Raw genomic sequence first — 18,261 nt, forward strand, 5'->3', positions numbered from 1 at the left:
GATTTGAGCACCATCCGTGATACTCCCCTCCACCCCTCTTCGGGGCACCCCCTCAACGAGGGGAGGCAAGGGGAATCTGGGATGATGCTCTAATTCATCCCATGCGCAGAGAGACACGTTATGCGATGAGGATGTCGGAGCTGGAGGGCTTGAGATAGTAGCGCACGGCTTCGCGTACCACGTCTCGTCCTGCGGCAATCTGCTGGTCAAGTGTCAAGCCTTGCTGCGCGGAACCGGCCGGACGCACAGGTGGGAAGCTCACAAAACCACCCAAAACACGCTCCTGAGTGGCTGTCCAGTTGAGCAGGTTGTAGAACAGCGAGTTGCACACGAAGGTGCCAGCATCAGAGCTCAATGATGCCGCAATCGAATCATCAGTAAAATCCTGCAAAATCGAACGCAATGGCAAACGTGTCCAGTATGCGGCCGGACCATTGGGATCAATAGGTTTGCGACGCGGAATCACATTGTCTGCATCAGGGCGTTCCGCATCCATCAGATTCGTGGCGCAACGCTCCAGCATGACGCTTCGCGCAGAATGCTTCAGTCCTGTGGCGATAACGATATCCGGCTTGGCAACTTCGATGGCTTCCTTCAACATGGGCCAGGCCTTGGCAAAACTTACCGGCAACTGCACAGTATGAATATTCACCGAAACCTGATTCAGCACATCATCAACCCCGGCAGGAGCTCCAATTCCTTGCTCAGCAATGGCCTTGGGCACTTCGTATGCCGGATTGACGTCAACGCCGTCATAATGGTCGAATCCGGAAATCACCACATTGAGTTCGCGCATAGCATTCAGTGTAGCGTCTTATGTATCACATCGACTTATCGCATCTGACCAGCAGCCTGGGCAAGCAGCGCGTGCATGCGAGCGCGGGCCGCTTCCTTAGGATCAAAGCCTTCCAACTGCTCGGCAATACGCTCAGCGGTGGGAATATCTTCCAACGTGGTGATTTTCAGATTGGTTTCCGCACCGGAGACAATGGCCACAGGTTCGCCCGGCATGTAATCGACCACTACGCGCGTATCGTCCGTAGGGTGGAAGTCCGGATCGGCTGCCGCAAGCTCGTAGGCTTTGCGAATCGTGGCAAAGCGGAAGGACTGAGGCGTTTGCGCACGGTAGGTATTCGGGCGGTCAGGCACGGATTTGACTACCTTGAGATCGCCTAAGTCTTCAGTCAGCAACACAGTATCGGTAGAGGCAAAAGCCACGGTTGCCGCGTTGAACTGATCCAGCGCGTCAATCGAACCGTCGATGGCAGACTGCGCAACGAACGGACGCACAGCATCATGGATAAGAATCTTGGCATTGTCAGGAATACCGGCTGCAGCCAAGGTATCTAATGCTGCAGCCGTACTATCCACGCGTTCTGCACCGCCATCGATTACCACGCGTACTTTGCTGTAGCCCTGCTGATCGATTAACGATTCAACCTCGTTACGCACTTTGCTATTGACCACTACGACAATGTCACTCACGCGTGCGCACCGCTCAAAGGCTTCAATACTCCAACACACGATGGGCTTGCCGCCCACGGAGACAAGTTGCTTGGGATTCTCCGGGTCGAAGCGCGTGCCGAAGCCAGCAGCAAGCACTACAGCAACCACCGGCGCAGTCTGCGCTTTAGCCTGCGTCTCGGGGACGGCGGTCATCTCATCGTTAGAAGTCTCGTTCGTTCTCTCAGTCTCAGTCATAGGCACAACCGTAGGGTGAGGCATGGCCGTTCGTGACCTGCGTCACATGTTCTCCACGGAATGTGCGCGCTAGTGGCGCACAATGAGGGCGAGGAGACGGCCTTCGTGGGCTTTGCCAGCCAGAGCGGCGCGGCGATGCGAATACCACAGCGGGTTCTCAAGCGTGCACATGCTGTGGCTAATGTTGCCAATACGCTCAGCCAATTCGGCAGAGCCTTCGCCATCGGTACGGCACAGTTCGGCAAGCTCCGCGTCTGCTTCCAGATATTCGGTGGCGGCATGTACGCGAGGCATGGAATCAACTACCTGATGTACACCGGCGAATGCCAAGTCAATCATTGCGGCCTCGGCAATATCAATGCCAGCACCACCGAATCGGGTCTGGGTTTTGGTCAGAGGGAATCGCTTGATGAACTGATCGGCGATATCGTCACCGACTTCATAGCACTCACCGCAAATACGGGGGCCCAGCGTGGCGATAATACGGCTCGGCTCGGCACCCTTGAGCTTCATCAGTTCCACCGTGGCACCAATAATGCCGCGTTCCAGACCACGGCGACCACAGTGAGCAGCACCGATGATGCCGGTTTCCGGATCAGCCATCAGCACCGGCAAGCAGTCGGCAGCAAACATGCCCAGAGCAATGTCTGCACGCGAAGTAACCTGACCATCCGCTTCAATAACGGCTGCTGCCTCCTCACCGTGTGTGCCTGAGGCGTCGAAACCAAAATCAGTGTTCGGCTCATGGCCAGGCTCGTCGATATCAACGGCCACACCAGAGTGCACTTGGGAAACAAGCGACAGCGGAGCATGAATCGCATCGGCGAGCGCAATACGGTTCGACAACACAGCCTCAGGATCATCGCCGGACTTGCCGCCAAGGTTCAGATTGCCGTAATCGCCGGTAGACAGGCCACCGAGTCGAGTGGTGTAGACCACGGTGATGCCAGGCGCCAGAGCGATAGGAATGGTTACCGGAATCGGGCGACCATTGCGGTCGGTGGAGCTCATAGCACTGGAATCAATGATTTCTTCAGAGTATTCGGTCATAACTATCGGTCTTTCTTGCCAGAAGGCGAATTACTCAGCCTTCAACGTCGGTTTCTTGGTACGCGAGCGAATGGCGGCATTAATCGGAACCTGATGCGGGCATGGCATCGAGAACACGTGCGCCGGATTATTGATGGCGGGAACCGGCAATCCTTCGGCGTCACGCAATCCGTCTGCCGGCACGGTAAAGACCAGCGGACGTTCGCCGGGCAGCAGGAATTCGACTTCCTGGCCGGGCTCGATTTTATTGCGGCTCATCAGCGTTACGCGCCCGCCTTCATCGGCACTCCAGCTCAGCACTTCGCCAACCACCAGCCAGGAACGGAAGTAGGCGGAGCGATCGGTGTTCTGCGTCACCTTGTGCTCGGGGTAGTAGAAACCGGTGGAGTAGTCGCGATGAGCCACCTTATCGGTTTCCTCAAGCAGCCACTGCGGCAATTCGACATGCGGCGCCGGGCGTACTGCCGCATGCTTCCAATCGCTTTCAATGATTTCCACGGCCCTATTGGCCTTGCGACGAGTGGAGCGAGCGTGGGAGCTCATGCCGTCAGGCTCCGGCTTCGACTCCGACTTTGGCTGCTCGGTAGCAGCAGCACCATCGGCAACCTCAATCGATTCCGATTCCGGCGCGCGATCGTAGCCCTCATCTGCCACACCGGCGAATGCGGCGTCCGCATTGCGCATCACGGCATCCTCGGTATGCGACTCCTCATAATCAGGGTCGCTCGGGCGAATCACCCGGTCGCGGAAAGGCTTCAGCACTATGCCATCAGCGGTTTCGAATCCGCGTTGAATCATGTATTCGTTCACCGCTGTTTTATAGGCGTTGGTCATAGCGGCGATATAGTAGGCGCTTTTCGCACGACCTTCGATCTTCAAGCTTGTGGCACCGGAGTCAATCAAATCATCCAGATGCTCAAGCATGTTCATATCCTGCGAGTTGAACAGGTAGGCACCATCCTTGGTCTGTTCAATCGGGAAGTACTGACCAGGGCGCTTTTCTTCCACAATCGAATACTTCCAACGGCATGGCTGTGCACATTCACCATGATTGCCATCGCGACCGGTCAAATAATTGGAGAACAGACAACGACCGGAGAAGGCCATGCACATGGCACCGTGCACAAAGCATTCGATATCAAGATCATCGGGGATGTTCGCGCGAATATCGCGCACGGCCTGCAAATCCATTTCACGCGCCAGCACCACGCGGCGAGCACCGAGTTCATAGAACGCATTCGCAGCCTGGTAATTAGTGACGCCGGCCTGCGTGGACACATGCAATTCGAGGTTCGGAGCCACTTGGCGGGCCATCATCATCACACCGATATCAGAGACGATCAGCGCGTCCACACCGGTGTCTTTCAACTGACCCACATACTCACGCATGGCTTCAATCTCATTGTTGCGCGGCAGTACATTGCAGGTCACATATACGCGAGCGCCACGCTCATGCGCATAGCGAGAGCCTTCTTCGAAATCCTCGAGGCTCAGGTTCTTGGGAGCCGAGCGCATGCCGAAAGCCTTGCCACCGCAGTACACGGCGTCCGCGCCATAATCGACTGCAGCTTTAAGGCCGCGCAGGTTACCGGCTGGAGACAGCACTTCGGGCTTTTTACGTGTGGGGATTCTCATCGTCGTATTCATCAGGGTAATAGTGTAATGGCGGGTCTGTAATGCGCTGCCATGAGGCAGCCTCACACTCTTGCAAACGACTCTTCACGAGCGCGAAACCGCTATCCACGTTGATGGCCCCACGTTGATGGTCCCACACTGATGGTCATACGCTGATGGTCATACCGTCCCAATTTCATGACTGTCGGATTTCCAACACAAACTGTAGGTTTCCTGACTTTGACTGTAGGATTTCCAACACCGACTGTAGGGAATCGGACAAATAACGTCGGAAAACCTACAGTCGGTGTTGGAAATCCTACAGTCAAAGTCAGAAATCCTACAGTCAGGCCACATGATTCTTTATGGAAGGGTGACTGTAAGCTTAATGTCATGAAAATCGATATTGTGAGTGTGTTCCCCGAATACTTCGAGGTGCTCAATCTGAGCCTGATGGGTAAGGCCCAGTCCAAGGGTCTGCTGGAGATTACCGCGCATAATCTGCGCGACTGGACCCACGACGTGCATCATTCGGTGGACGATACTCCGGTCGGCGGTGGTGCAGGCATGGTAATGAAGCCTGAAGTGTGGGCGGAATGCTTAGATGAGCTGCTCGGATTGGAAACCCCCGCCGAGGACGATTCGTCAGAGGAACTCGTATTCCCCACTTCTGAATCTGCGGATTCCCCCGATGAAGAAATCCTTGATTTCTCTGAAATTCACGATGATACAGACGATGCTGTTGCTGATGATAATTCCGCAGATATCATCACGGAAGATGGATCCGTAGACAGTAGCAACAGCGACTCTGCAGACAGCGATGACACTGCAGTATCTCAGGAATCTGCACCCGTGCTGATTTTCCCGAACCCATCTGCTCCGCTGTTTACTCAGCGCGATGCCACTGAATTAAGCCGCGCTGATCATTTGCTGTTCGGCTGCGGTCGCTATGAGGGTTACGATTCGCGTATTCCTGATTATTACCGTGCGCAAGGCATTGATGTACGCGAATATTCCATCGGTGATTATGTGCTCAACGGCGGTGAAGTGGCGGTTTCCGTAATGCTTGAGGCGATTACGCGCCTCATGCCGGGATTCATGGGCAATCCTGATTCGATTGTGGAGGAATCCTATACCGGTGAGGGTGCGCTGCTGGAGCATCGTCAGTACACAAAGCCGGCTGTATGGCGCGGCTTGAAGGTTCCGGATGTGCTGCTTTCCGGTGACCATGGCAAGGTGGATCGCTTCCGCCGCGATGAAGCATTGACTCGCACCAATGAAATTCGTCCGGATCTTATTAAAGCGTTGGATTGCAAGGCTTTGGATAAGGCCGATCGTAAAACGCTGATGGCTCTGGGCTGGGAGGTTTCCGCCGCTCACCCGCGCAAACTGAACTAATACATACTGAGCACATACAAGAAGTGCGGTTCTCCAGATGATTGGAGAACCGCACTTCTTGTATAGCCGATATGCGTCTTACAGTCGTTCGGCGAGCCAGTCGAGCACTAAGCCAACAGCACGCTCACTGCGGAAGCCATAGGCAGCATGGCTGGCATTACCAAGCTTGTAGAAGGTTACGTCCTTACCGAGCGCCTTCATCGTGGCATACAGACGGCAACTCTGATTGAACGGTACCAGCAGATCACGGCCGCCGTGCATGATGAGCGTCGGCGGAGTCGGACGATCAGCATCCAAATAGGTCATAGGCGAGGCGTTGCGGCTTAAATCACGATGTTCCAGCACATTCACGCCACCGATTTCCATGCCCTCTGGGCATTCGGCCGGCGCATGGTTCTGGGAGCTCGGATAGTAGTTCATCATGGCGAAGTCGGTCGGACCATACCAGTCCACAATGCACTTCACCTCAGCGCTCACCGGCTGATAATCCGGAGTATCCGGCGCAGTATCCCCAGTAAAACCAGCCATCAGCACCGTGTGACCACCTGCGGAATCACCGAACAGACCAATGCGGTCTGCATCAATGCCAAGGCGTTCGGCATTGGCGCGCACATAGCGTACTGCGGTTTTGCAATCCTGCATTTGAGCCGGGAATGGCGCAACATCGCTCGGGCGGTATTCAGGAACCACTACCACATAACCCTTTTCCGCCAGTCGGATATACAGACTGTTGAAGCTTGACGGGTTCGGCTTGTGGAAGGCAGCTCCTCGCATGTATACAATCACCGGCCAGCCAGCGTCGGGCCTGCCATTCGGCATATTGCCGTCATCGTGGAACGGTGTGTAGATATCCATGGAAAGCGGCAGTTCCTCACCGTTTTCAAGCGTTCGAGTTACGTATGTTTCCTGGGTGATGTAGGTGGAATACAGGAAGTCATCCGTAGCAAGATTGTCAATGACGATGCAGCCTTCGGGTGTTTCCTCAGTCCGCGGGAACTGTGCAACCCGGTCGGGCGGCGTGGGAATAGGCGTGAGCGGCTCGGCAGCAGGCGCATCAACCATAGATTCGATATCAATGTAGGTCATGGGAATTTCCTTATTCAACATGTAATGCTCGGGAACGTACTGTCTTCGCGGAATCTACAGTCGATTCTTCAGCCAGTCGAACACAATGCCCAGTGCCGCATCGCTGCGGAAGCCGTAGCAAGCGTGGCAGGAATTGTCAAGCTTGTAGAAGGTTACGTCCTTGCCGAGCGCCTTCATCGTGGCATACAGACGGCAGCTCTGATTGAACGGCACGAGTTGATCGCGGCCACCGTGCATGATGAGCGTCGGCGGAGTCGGACGATCAGCGCTCAGATAAGTCATCGGAGAGGCTGCACGGTTCAGATCTGGGTGTTCGAGCACATCGACGCCACCGATTTCCACGCCTTCCGGGCATTCGGGAACATGATGATTCTGGGAGCTGGGGTAATGGTTCATCATGGCGAAGTCGGTCGGGCCATACCAGTCCACAATGCACTTCACCTCAGCGCTCACCGGCTGATAATCCGGAGTATCCGGCGCAGTATCACCAGTAAAACCAGCCATCAGAACCGTGTGACCACCGGAGGAGTCGCCCCACAGTGCCACGCGATCCTTGTTGGCGTGGAATCGTTCGGCATTGGCGCGCATGAAACGCACTGCGGTCTTGCAATCCTGCATTTGCGCGGGGAATGGGGCGTCATCGCTCGGGCGGTATTTGACTGCGGCCACCACATAGCCCTGTTCGGCGATACGCACATAGTAGTTGAGATAGTCGAGCACATTCTGCTCATGGAATGCGGAACCGCGCACGAAGACGATTACCGGCCAGCCGCCCTCTGGAATCTGGCCTTCAGGCATGTTATCTACACCAGGAGTGAACACCCACAACGGCATATCAACGGAGGTTCCGTCTGCGAGCTCACGGGTGACGTAAGTGACCTGTTCCATATCAACCGGGTAACCGAAGGAATCCTCAGTAGGTTCATCGAGCACGATGCAGCCTTCCGGCACTTCATCAGTATGGGGGAAGTTCTTGGTTTCCGGAATCGGAGTTGGGATGGGGTCAAGCGGCTGAGCAGACGGCGGTGCCACCATGGATTCGATATCGGGGGCAGTGTGGTCAGTGGTTGGGCAGTTCATGATGATAGTTCCTTAGCTTCGTTGCTGATAAACAATTCATTCAGGCGGACGTATTGGCGTATTGGATTGGCAGTGGCGTACCTGTTTATGAAGGTGGCGGCCATATGACCGCCACCTGTTGGGAATTCAATGCATAGGGCGGATGCCCTTACGATTCTTGGGTTTTGGGTTACTTGGCTGGCTCGGCTTCGACGGCTGCCGGCTTCTTCTTATCGAAGGCGTTGAAGACAAGCACCATGACGATGCAGATGATCATCATCACGCCGGCCTCGTTCAGCGACTTCCAAGTGCTGGTCAGACCAGTGAGAGCGCCAAGTGCAGCAAATGCGTACGTCGGCAGGAAGGAGCCAACCGAGTTGCCGAAGAAGGCGTAGGAGGTAGCCTGAGCGGAGATAGTCGGATCAGTGTGCTCGTTGACCAGGAAGTTCACGTATGGCATGAACCAGCAGAAGCCGACACCGAAGAGCACTGCAGCGGCATACCATGCGCCCAGGGATGCGGTGTTGGCCCAGAGGAACAGGCCTGCTGCTTCCATGGCGATGGCGATGATGCCGATGAACATGCCGACGAAGCGCTTGGCGAAGCCAAACAGGAAGCCACCGATGAAGGAGGAGATGGACACGACGGTCATCACGGTAGCGGCCTGGACGGCGGTGATAACACCGGTTTCCTCAGCGGCCAGGGACAGGTTCACCGTGTAGAAGCCGTAACCGGTGGCGAACACGATCTGCAGAATCATGCCGAAGTAGGCGCCGAACGGCATCTTGGTGCGCTTCGGCTTTGCTTCGCCGGCCTGCTCGCTCTTGTGGACCTTACCGATTTCGTTCACGCTGTTCGGCACGAACACCAGCACGAAGAAGAAGACCAGCAGAGCGAAGAAGTAGACGAAGTAGAAGTAGTGCCAGTCGAAGGTCATGATGCCGGCGATGGCGGAGGAGAAGATGGTGGCGCCCAAGCCCACCATGGCGGACTGGATGCCCATCATCGTATCGGCTTCACGGCCCTTGAAGCAATCGACGATCAGCGATGCGGACAATGGCTGAATCAGGCCAACGCCGAAGCCGCAGATAACTCGCAGCACAATCTTCAAAGTGAGCGACGGCACGAACATCGGCAGGAAACCACCAGCGAAGCACAGCAGCGTGCCCAGCAAGCACAGGTTCTTCTTACCAACCTTGTTAGCCAGGAAGCCGCCGACCAGCGTGGCGATGATACCGCCGATAACCGGCACGTTAACGAATGACTGCAGCTCCATAGTGGAGGCGTTCGGGAAGTCCTGCTTGAGGCTGGAGACCACGGCCATGGTCACGGAAACACTGCACAGCAGCAGGGACAGGGACAGAATCGCGCTTTTCAGCAGGGCGCGTGCGCCACCGCTTTGCGGCAGCGCGGCCACGGCATCCTGAGTGCCGGCGATTGCGGGTTCGTTGCTCATTATGAAGCTCCTTTGCTTTCAACCTATTTGCTTTCTTCTGCAAATGTGTTTTCAGCATACGGAGTTCACATAGTGTCAACTGGGCAAAAAATTGACCCTAATCCGTCACTTTGTGACTTGTTCGCGATAATGGCGGCGGAATACAGCCGGAGTCATGCCAAATCTGGCGGCAAAAGCACGAGCCAGCGAGCGCGGATGGGAGAATCCGTTGCGCTCGGCAACCTGTGCGATGGTGAAGTCGCCGTTCAATAAATCATCAACTGATGATTGCAATCGAATCTCCGTCAAATATTGGTCAGGGGTGATGCCAGAGCAACGTTTGAACATGCGAGAGAAATATTCACGCGAATATCCGAACTGTTGTGCGATATCGGCGATGGTAACATCGCTGGCAAAATGAGTGCTCATATAGTCGGTGATGTGCTGGATATCGCCGATGGCAGCAGTCGTAGAGGCTTCGTTATCATCAATGGTCCACTCATCATCGATGTGGCACAGCATCGCAAACAGCAGTTGGTTCATGCGAATCAACTGCATATCGGATTCATCGAATACGCAGTTAATCATGCGTTCGCATAGGCTGACCAGCTCATCAGCGGTACGTTTGCAGCCGCGGCCCAATGCCACACCTTGCAGCAGTTGCCGGTTGGATAGGCCAGTATTCAATCGGGACAGATATTCACCATCGAACGTGATGGATAGCGAACATTGCCCATCCTGATATGGGCGGGGATGAATGGAATGCAGGCTTTTCGGGCTGATGAGGCACAGCTGGCCATCATCAACAGTTGTTTGTTCACCATCCAGGAATATATCCACTCGCCCATGCCTGGAATAGATAAGCTCACTGCCTAAATGCCAGTGCAGTGGCACATCTTGTGCCGGCATTTCCGTATGCACGCGAACAATAGCGGGGCAAATCGGAGAGCATCCCCATGATTCGTGGCGGTCGCCATCGATAACCGCGTCATAATCAAGGTTCTGATCAATGTGGAACATCCGCTGCGAGGCTTCTGGCGTGAACATGAGGTCACTCGCCTTGTTCGGCTTGATCAGCTTGATCAGCTTGCGTTTCCGGCACAGCAGGCTCAATATAGAAGACTGCGGTTTCGCCATAGTTGCGTTGCTCGGTGATTTCCCAGCCTTCCGGAGCGGAAGGGTCATCAGAGCGAATCGAACGTTCGAGCATAATCACCGTATGCTCATTGGTGGCGGAACCGGCTGCCAAATCGGCAAGCAACTGGTCGCAGGCTTCGGTTTCGTAGGCGTACGGCGGATCGATGAAAATCACGTCGAACGGCTCGCCGAAGCCATCCGCCACCGCCTCAGCTTTTTTCACCAGCACGCGAGCGCGAAGATTATCGCTCCACGAACGATTCTTCTTAAGATCAGCCAACGTTTTGGTGATCAGCGCGGCAGCCGGGCGGGAGCTTTCCACGGCCACCAGTTCGCACGCGCCTCGGCTCAACGCCTCGATGCCAAGCGCACCGGTGCCGGCGAACAGGTCCAACACGCGGGCATCATCCAACACTCCCCATGAGTCAAGGTGGGAGAAAATAGCCTCCTTGGTACGGTCCGTGGTGGGGCGGGTGCCGGTTTTCGGGGTGGCCAGTGCCACGCCTTTGAATCGTCCAGAAATTACGCGCATGGCTATTAGCTTAGCCCGTGCCTATTCCTGATCGTCTTGGACGTAGATGGCCTGGGTGATTTCCTCGCGCAGCTTCACGAATTCGGGGGTGGCGCGAACCTTTTCCATATTGTCCGGATCATCCGGATCGCGCGGAATAGTGATTGGGATGTCCATTTTCACCGTGCCGGGATGTGCGCTCATCACGATGACGCGTGTGGCCAGGAAAATCGCCTCATCCACGCTGTGAGTGATGAAGAATACGGTGCTGTGGCGCTCACGCCAGATGCGCAGCAGTTCGTTTTGCAGCTTTTCACGGGTCAGGGCGTCCAAAGCGCCGTACGGCTCATCCATCAGAATCAAATCCGGTTCGGTGGCGAGCACGCGGGCGATCTGCGCACGCTGCTGCATACCACCGGACAGCTCGTACGGGCGGCGGTCCGCCGCAGACGTCAAGCCCACCAGATCAAGGAAGTGATCGGCCTTCTTCTTGCGCTCACCAGCCGGCACGCCCTGCATTTTCATGCCGAATTCCACGTTCTTGCGCACGGTGAGCCATGGGTAGAGCGGCGGCTTCTGGAATACCACGCCGCGCTTCGGGCTTGGGCCGTTGATGGCTACGCCGCCGGAGACCAGCTCGCCATCGGTGGGCTTTTCGAAACCGGCCAGCATGTTGAGCAACGTGGTTTTGCCGCAACCGGAGCGGCCCACCACGCAGATGAAATCATGCTTGTTGATGGTCAGGTTGATGTCGTGGAGGGCGGTGACCTGATCGCCCTGCTGGGTGATGAAGCGCTTGTTGACGCCTCGAATGTCGACGGCCACGCCCTGATCGTCCATGGTCTTCTTCTCGGTGAGCTCACCCCAGGTGAGTGCGTTGTTGTCAGCCATGATTACGTCCTTTCAATATTTCCTAAACAACTACCCCTCAGTCCGCTTCGCGGCCAGCTCCCCTGACAAGGAGAGCCTAAGAACATGCCCGGGGAGCCAGATATTGTGTTATTGCTTGGCTATTTGGTCGATGGCGTCGGTGTAGAGCACGCTGGAGTAGTCGTCGCTCACCTTGTCCAAGCTGCCTTGGGTTTTCAGGAATTCAGCGGTGTCTTTGAAGATGCCGGGCAGCTGGCCGTGGAAGATGTCGCTCTGTTCCTTGGCCTGCGGGTAGGTGTAACCCTTGAACTGCTTCTTCACGTCGGACACGGAATTGCCCAGAATCGTGGAGATGGATTCGGCAGAATCATCCGTCTTGCTGGAGATCAGGCCAGCTGCGTAGTTCTCCATGGCGGTCCAGGTTTCCATGACTTTCGGGTTGGCCTTGATGAACGAGTCAGTGGCGAGTTCCATGTCGTAGGTGGCGGAACCGGTTTTTGCGGTGGCCGCGCTGGAGGTCACGATGGTGCCGCCGTCTGCCTTCAAGGTGCTCAGCACCGGATCCCACACCCATGCCGCGTCGATTTCGCCACGGGTCCATGCGGCGGACATCTTATCCGGGTCCAGGTTGATGAGGTTCACGCTGGTCTCGTTCATGCCGGCGTTATGCAGCGCGGACAGCAGCGAGAAGTGCGATGTGGAACCGAACGGCACAGCGATGTTCTTGCCGGCGAGGTCCTTAATGGACTTGTAGTCACCACCGCGGGCCACGAGCGATTCCGCGTCACCGATGATGTCGTGAATCCAAATCACCTTGACCGGCAGGTTCAGCGGAGCGGATGCCGCACGCACAGCCGGGGAGGAACCGGCAAGGCCGATATCCAGCGAATTCGAGCCGAAGGCCTGAATCACATCACCACCGGAGTTGAACTGGCTCCACTGAATAGTGGCGTTCGGCAGGCATGCCTCCAGCAGACCCTTGTCTTTGACGATGAGGTCCGCGTTCGGAATGGCCTGCCATGCGATGCGGATAGTGCCCTTGAAGTCCTCGTTCTTGGCGGATGGCACTGGGCAATCGGTGACTGCTGCGCCCGAGGTGTTGCCGACGAGCTCATCGGCGGTGGGCATTTTGCCGCAGCCGGCAAGGCTGGTGAGCAAAGTGGCCGCTACCAGCAAGGCGCCAGCTTTGCGGATTGTTTCACGATGTGTTCCACGAATCATGCGTGAGGTTTCACGCGATGTTTCACGTTCATTGATTGCCGCAGTTGCGGTTGTGTTCTCAAGCATTTCCAAGTTCCTCTCTGATGACGCCCTACGTAGAGTCGAAAGGCGGTTGTTATTCCTTGCCCACCCACGGCGTTACGAGATGGGTGATGCCGAGAATCAGCCAATCAAGCAGCAGAGCCGCGATGCCGATGACGAAGATGCAGGCGATGGTCAGCGGCGTATTGAGCTCGGTACCAGAGAGATAGGCGAGTGCACCGATGCCCGGAATACCGTTGTTCAATTCGGCGGCCACCACGGTGGTCCATGCGAAGCCGACTGCCAGGCGGATGCCGTTCATAATGGAAGGCAATGCGCTCGGGAACACGACGAACAGGAATGCTTTGGGGCGGGAAGCGCCGAGGGAGAGCGCCGAATTCACACGGTCGCGGTTCACTCCGTTGATGCCGTCAACGGTAGCCAGCACAATCGGCGGGAATGCTGCGAGGAACAGCAACCAAATCTTGGTGGTGTCACCGATGCCGAACCAGACAATCAACAGACCGATGTATCCCAGCGGCGGCAGGGCACGAATGAAGTTGATGTACGGCAGGATGATGCGGTTGAGCCAGCCGATTTCAGCCAGAATGAAACCAACCAGCACGCCGACCACAATACCCAAGGCCATGCCAATGCCGATACGCTCCAACGACACCACCAGATGCTGCCAGAGGAAGTACTGCTGCTCGCCGCACACGATACGCGAGGAGCCTTCCGAGGCCGGGCGGCAGCTGTTGGCTTCGATAAACGCATCCCACACGGCCTTCGGGCCGGGCAGATACAGCGAGTTGATGAGCCCTGCCGAAGTGACTGCCCACCATACGGCGATGAGCAGTATCAGCGAAATCAGCGGCTGGATTTTCTTCGACTTCATCCATGCCGGCATAGGCTTGCGCTTAACCGTAGCCGCATTCTCCACAATCGAAGTGCCAGCTACTGCCGTACCGGCTACCACAGGAGTATCTGAGGCATTGGTGGTATTGGGAGTCGGTGTTGTTGCATCGCTCATAATCGTTCCTCTCTCCGTCGCATCTGCCTTATCGATATCGGAATCAATCGGTCAGTCGGTTGCCGCGAGGTGCTCGTACATGTCCTGCAGCATCTCATCAGTGATTTCGACTGGGTTGTTGTACAGGTTCGGGTGGCGGCTGATGCGCACTAGATCGGCAATCTGCTCAGCGCTCAGGTTGAGGTCTTTCAGTCCTGTGCGCAGTCCGATCTTGACCTTCAAGTCGTGGATGGCGTCCGCCATTGCGTCCACGTCCGCGAAACCGATGGCCTTGGCGAATTCCTGCACGCGGTCATGCTGGGCATCCTTGTTGATGCGGGCGAACCAGTCCAAGGTCAAGCCGCAAGCCTCACCATGCGGAATGCCGTGGATGTTGGTCAGCGGGAAGGAGCAGGCGTGCGATGAGGTGGTCTTCGGCAAAGTGAACGCCAGTCCAGCGATAACCGAGGCTTCGCACATCTTCTGACGGGCTTCAACGTTGTCCGGCTCGGCCACGGCGATGGGCAGGTACTTGAAGACCAGCGGAGCCGCGTGAATGGCGCAGGCGTCGCAGATGGGCTGGTGGCCTTTGCTCCAGTAGCCTTCAATGGCCTGGCTTAGCACGTCCATGCCGGTGGATGCGGTGACATGCGGCGGTACTGAGTAGGTGAGTTCCGGGTCGATGATGGCCACGGATGGGAAGAAGCCATCCGAGACAATCGGTGCTTTCTTGCCAAGGGCTCGGTTGGTGAGCACGGATACGCAGGTGACTTCGGAGCCGGTGCCCGCCGTGGTCGGTACGGCGATGATTGGCAGATGCTCCTGCGGCATAGGCTTTCCAGTACCGTGGTATTCGGTGATGGAGTCGTTCGTCAAGGCAATGCTGGCGGCCGACTTGGCAAGATCCATCGCGCTGCCGCCGCCCATGGCCACTACGAACTTCAGGTTCTTCTCGCGAATCAGGGCTGCGGCCTTGTCCACTTCGGTGACGTCCGGGTTGGGCGAGAAGTCAGAGAAGATTTCGGTGATGGCACCTTCGGAATCCTTGACGATTTTTTCGGCGGTGCCGTTCTGGGCGAAGAGGCGTTCGGAGACGAGCAGGCCACCTTCCGTCAGTCCCATTTCGGCTGCTACATCCTTGATTTCACGGACGCGACCATTACCGAAGCGTATCGCCACCGGCTGTTGATAATCCCAAAGCATTGTTATTCCTTTCTGCCTGTATTGGCTCCCCTCGTCAGGGGAGCTGTCACGAAGTGACTGAGGGGTAGTCAAATGTCATGACGTGCACCCTCCGACTACCCCTCAGTCAGCCTTCGGCTGCCAGCTCCCCTGACAAGGGGAGCCACAATAAGGTCTCAGTCGCAGAAGTTTTCGTCGACCCAGGTGAGCACTTCGTCGACCTTGGGCAGTTCGGCCTTGAGTTCTTCGGCGGTGATGGTCAGCGGCGGGCAGATGTTCACGTTGGTTTCACGGCCGAAGGTCAGGAAGCCCTTGTCTTTCAGCGCGCCCATGATCTTGCCCATCACCGGGTTGGCGGTGTGGTACGGGCTCATCAGTTCACGGGTTTCCTTGTTCTTGACAATGGTCATGGCAGAGAACAGGCCGACGCAACGGGATTCACCCACGCACTTGTGCTTGGCTTCCATCTCCTCGAGGAATGGTTTCAGAATGCCTTCCATCTCCTTGACGTGGCCAGCAATATCATGCTCGACGTAGTAGTTCACAGCGGCGACGCCAGCGGCGCAGGCCAGCGTGTGGCCGGAGTAGGTCAGGCCGCACTGCAGCACGTGATCGGTGAAGTAGTCGGAAATCTGCTTGGAGACCACCACGCCGCCCAGCGGCACGTAACCGCAGGTGACGCCCTTCGCGAAGGTGAAGATATCGGGCTTGATATCGAAGTTTTGCCAGGCGAACATCTTGCCGGTGCGGCACCAGCCGGCCATAACCTCGTCGCAGATCATCAGAATGCCGTACTTGTCGCACAGGGCGCGCACACCTTCCATGTAGCCTTCCGGCGGCAGAATCACGCCGTTTGCACCGACGATGGATTCCATCAGGATGGCGGCCACGTCGTCCGGGTTCTCATAGATGAGCTGGTCTTCAAGGCGCTTCAGATACAGGGCGGTGACCTTGGCGTCATCCTTGCCGCGCTCGAAGCCGTCCTCATACATGTTCGGGTTCATGAAGTGCACGAAGCTCAGAGCTGCACCACCGGCCTCAGTGGCGAAACGACGCCAATCGCCGGAGGCGAAGGATGCGCCGAGAGTAGAGCCGTGGTAAGAGCGGTAGCAGCTGAAGATCTTCTGACGGCCGGTGACCATGCGGGCCATCTTGATAGCGTTCTCGTTGGAATCGGCACCACCGTTGGTGAAGAACACACGCTGGTAGAAGTCGGAGCCAGCCAAATCCACAATCATCTTGGCGAGCTTGGACTTCGGTTCGGAAGCGTAGGCCGGTGCCATGAAGCACATCTTGTCGGCCTGTTCCTTGATGGCGTCCACAATCTCAGGCAGTTCGTGACCGAGGTTGGAACACACCAGCAGGGATGACATGTCGGCGTACTTGTTGCCGTCGTAATCGTAGACGTAGATGCCCTTGGCGGACTTGACCGGCATCACCGGCTCGCCCTGCTTGTGCCAGGACTGCATCACATACTCGCGGTGCAGCTCGGCAACTTCTTCGCCGGTCAGTTCCTTGGTCGCCAGTGATTCGCTCATCGTCTCATCCTTTCGTGGGCTTGTTCAGCCGAACGAATGAGAACAACGAGACAGAAATGTGCATGATACACAATCGAAACATTTGCTTCGCTGTGCACTACGTTGCGTTTCTGCATGTCATCCGTTCGGCGACTGCATGAAATCCTTGTGGATTCCGTGATTGCTTTGCAGTCTACGAGCGGACGAGCTCACGTTCTATATTGCAGAACCTAAAGATGATTGTGCTCCAGCACAATCACTGTGTTAGGCTCCCTCCTAACAATCCAGTACTTCGCGCACTTGCAATCCCACCGAAAGGAACTCGCGCGTGCGGAAATCAGACAAGCTGACACCCAGAATGTCTTCGATTTTGTTGAGTTTGTAGCTCACTGTGTTGCGATGCACAAACATGCTGGCCGCGGTTTCTTTCACCGACCCAGAGAACTGGAAATACGCATGCAGCGTTTCAGTCAAATCAGTACCGTTCACGCGGTCGTATTCCACCAAAGGCCCGATGCTGTCTTGGTAATAGTCTTCTAAGATCGCACGGTCGGAAACAGCCAGCAGCAGTTTGTCGATGCCGGAATTGTCATACAACGCCACTTCGCCCACGCGGCCACGCAAATGCTGCAATCGTTCGAGTTTGAGCGCCTGATTGTAACTTTTGCCAATGCATCGCGCGGATTTGGTGACTTTACCAACTCCGATATATGTGCGCTCCAGCACAATGCCACGGGCTCGAATCGCCGCCATGATCTCACGAACCATCATTTCCACTTGTTCGGCGGTATAGCGAGCGAACACCAGCACCAGTCGGTCTTCGATATGCACCACGGCCACTCGCCACTGATTTCTGGTAATCAGCGACTCCGCTTCACGCGAGTACTTGGCGATGCGATCGGCGTCATGCCCGCCTGCCTCACCGCAGGCGCTGAACACGGTGACGCAATAGTTCCAGTCTTTGCCGAATCCGGATTGTTCGAGATATTCGAGGTACATTTCTTCGCGGTCCGGGTGGAAAATGGCGTTTTCCAATGCCGCGGCCAGCTCCATGCTGTGTTTTTCACTCATCGTGATTGCCAAGCTGAAACTGTGCATGATCTGCGCCATATGCACACTCCACGGCACTTTAAACAGCGGAAAGTCATGTTCGTCACAGAAACGAATGGTTTCCGGGCTGATCTGGTGGATGAATGGGCCGATGTTCACCACCACACCTGTAGCACCGGATTCGTAAGCGCTTTTGACCAGCGGATAGAGGTCTTCCTGCATTTCCAAACCGATGCCTGTGGTGAAGGCGATCTCCTGGCCTTCCAGAAAGCTCGCAATCTCCTCGTTTTCAACCATATGCACCCAGCGCACCGGTCGTTCGAGACCGTTTTTGCCGGCCACCAATACCATGTCGCGGTCGGCGGCCTGCTCCACCAGATCCTTCAGTCGAACCGTCATT

16 protein-coding genes are annotated in these 18,261 nt (G+C 56.2%); 1 reads left to right on the forward strand and 15 read right to left on the reverse strand.

Going from position 1 to position 18,261, the window contains the following annotated elements:
* Positions 1–118 precede the first annotated feature (118 nt).
* The 4 genes from AC1AY0_RS03265 to AC1AY0_RS03280 form a co-directional block, all read right to left on the reverse strand.
* Entirely contained in the window at positions 119–796 is a 678-nt protein-coding gene (locus AC1AY0_RS03265) for a pyroglutamyl-peptidase I (protein WP_476522885.1), read from the reverse strand.
* Between the two features lie 35 nt (positions 797–831).
* Entirely contained in the window at positions 832–1,659 is an 828-nt protein-coding gene (locus AC1AY0_RS03270; RefSeq protein WP_476523096.1) for an IspD/TarI family cytidylyltransferase, read from the reverse strand.
* Positions 1,660–1,770: 111 nt separating this feature from the next.
* On the reverse strand, positions 1,771–2,751 hold the full coding sequence (locus AC1AY0_RS03275; protein ID WP_476522887.1) for a purine nucleoside phosphorylase YfiH/LACC1 family protein: 981 nt from the start codon (positions 2,749–2,751) through the stop codon (positions 1,771–1,773).
* Positions 2,752–2,781: 30 nt separating this feature from the next.
* Positions 2,782–4,386 carry a peptidase U32 family protein gene (locus tag AC1AY0_RS03280; RefSeq protein ID WP_476525956.1) on the reverse strand — a complete coding sequence of 535 codons (1,605 nt, stop codon included), beginning with the start codon at positions 4,384–4,386 and terminating at the stop codon, positions 2,782–2,784.
* A 372-nt stretch (positions 4,387–4,758) separates the two neighbouring features.
* Between AC1AY0_RS03280 and trmD the strand changes: the two genes are divergently transcribed.
* On the forward strand, positions 4,759–5,763 hold the full coding sequence (gene trmD / locus AC1AY0_RS03285; RefSeq protein WP_476522889.1) for a tRNA (guanosine(37)-N1)-methyltransferase TrmD: 1,005 nt from the start codon (positions 4,759–4,761) through the stop codon (positions 5,761–5,763).
* A gap of 78 nt (positions 5,764–5,841) precedes the next feature.
* On the opposite strand, the gene AC1AY0_RS03290 is transcribed toward trmD, so the two are convergent.
* The 11 genes from AC1AY0_RS03290 to AC1AY0_RS03340 all read right to left on the reverse strand — a co-directional run bounded on the left by AC1AY0_RS03290 (position 5,842) and on the right by AC1AY0_RS03340 (position 18,260).
* A complete protein-coding gene (locus AC1AY0_RS03290; RefSeq protein ID WP_476522891.1) occupies positions 5,842–6,849 on the reverse strand; it encodes an alpha/beta hydrolase fold domain-containing protein in 1,008 nt (335 codons plus the stop codon).
* Between the two features lie 54 nt (positions 6,850–6,903).
* Complete coding sequence (locus tag AC1AY0_RS03295) at positions 6,904–7,929, reverse strand: alpha/beta hydrolase fold domain-containing protein (RefSeq protein ID WP_476522893.1); 1,026 nt, start codon at positions 7,927–7,929, stop codon at positions 6,904–6,906.
* A 169-nt stretch (positions 7,930–8,098) separates the two neighbouring features.
* On the reverse strand, positions 8,099–9,364 hold the full coding sequence (locus tag AC1AY0_RS03300; RefSeq protein ID WP_476522894.1) for an MFS transporter: 1,266 nt from the start codon (positions 9,362–9,364) through the stop codon (positions 8,099–8,101).
* Positions 9,365–9,469: 105 nt separating this feature from the next.
* Positions 9,470–10,390, reverse strand: coding sequence for an AraC family transcriptional regulator (locus AC1AY0_RS03305; RefSeq protein ID WP_476522895.1), 921 nt, complete (start codon positions 10,388–10,390; stop codon positions 9,470–9,472).
* A gap of 4 nt (positions 10,391–10,394) precedes the next feature.
* Positions 10,395–11,012 (reverse strand): 16S rRNA (guanine(966)-N(2))-methyltransferase RsmD, encoded by a 618-nt coding sequence (rsmD, locus tag AC1AY0_RS03310; protein WP_476522897.1) that lies wholly within the window; start codon positions 11,010–11,012, stop codon positions 10,395–10,397.
* A 21-nt stretch (positions 11,013–11,033) separates the two neighbouring features.
* The gene (locus AC1AY0_RS03315; RefSeq protein WP_476522899.1) at positions 11,034–11,882 is read right to left on the reverse strand and encodes an ABC transporter ATP-binding protein; all 849 of its coding nucleotides are present in this window, start codon (positions 11,880–11,882) and stop codon (positions 11,034–11,036) included.
* A 108-nt stretch (positions 11,883–11,990) separates the two neighbouring features.
* The gene (locus tag AC1AY0_RS03320) at positions 11,991–13,148 is read right to left on the reverse strand and encodes a taurine ABC transporter substrate-binding protein (protein WP_476522901.1); all 1,158 of its coding nucleotides are present in this window, start codon (positions 13,146–13,148) and stop codon (positions 11,991–11,993) included.
* A 49-nt stretch (positions 13,149–13,197) separates the two neighbouring features.
* Positions 13,198–14,133, reverse strand: coding sequence for an ABC transporter permease (locus AC1AY0_RS03325; protein ID WP_476522903.1), 936 nt, complete (start codon positions 14,131–14,133; stop codon positions 13,198–13,200).
* Positions 14,134–14,184: 51 nt separating this feature from the next.
* Positions 14,185–15,315 carry an iron-containing alcohol dehydrogenase family protein gene (locus tag AC1AY0_RS03330; RefSeq protein ID WP_476522904.1) on the reverse strand — a complete coding sequence of 377 codons (1,131 nt, stop codon included), beginning with the start codon at positions 15,313–15,315 and terminating at the stop codon, positions 14,185–14,187.
* Between the two features lie 155 nt (positions 15,316–15,470).
* Entirely contained in the window at positions 15,471–16,832 is a 1,362-nt protein-coding gene (locus AC1AY0_RS03335; protein WP_476522905.1) for an aminotransferase class III-fold pyridoxal phosphate-dependent enzyme, read from the reverse strand.
* Between the two features lie 255 nt (positions 16,833–17,087).
* Entirely contained in the window at positions 17,088–18,260 is a 1,173-nt protein-coding gene (locus tag AC1AY0_RS03340) for a PucR family transcriptional regulator (protein ID WP_476522906.1), read from the reverse strand.
* Position 18,261 lies beyond the last annotated feature (1 nt).

Source organism: Bifidobacterium sp. LH_416 (assembly GCF_056357055.1).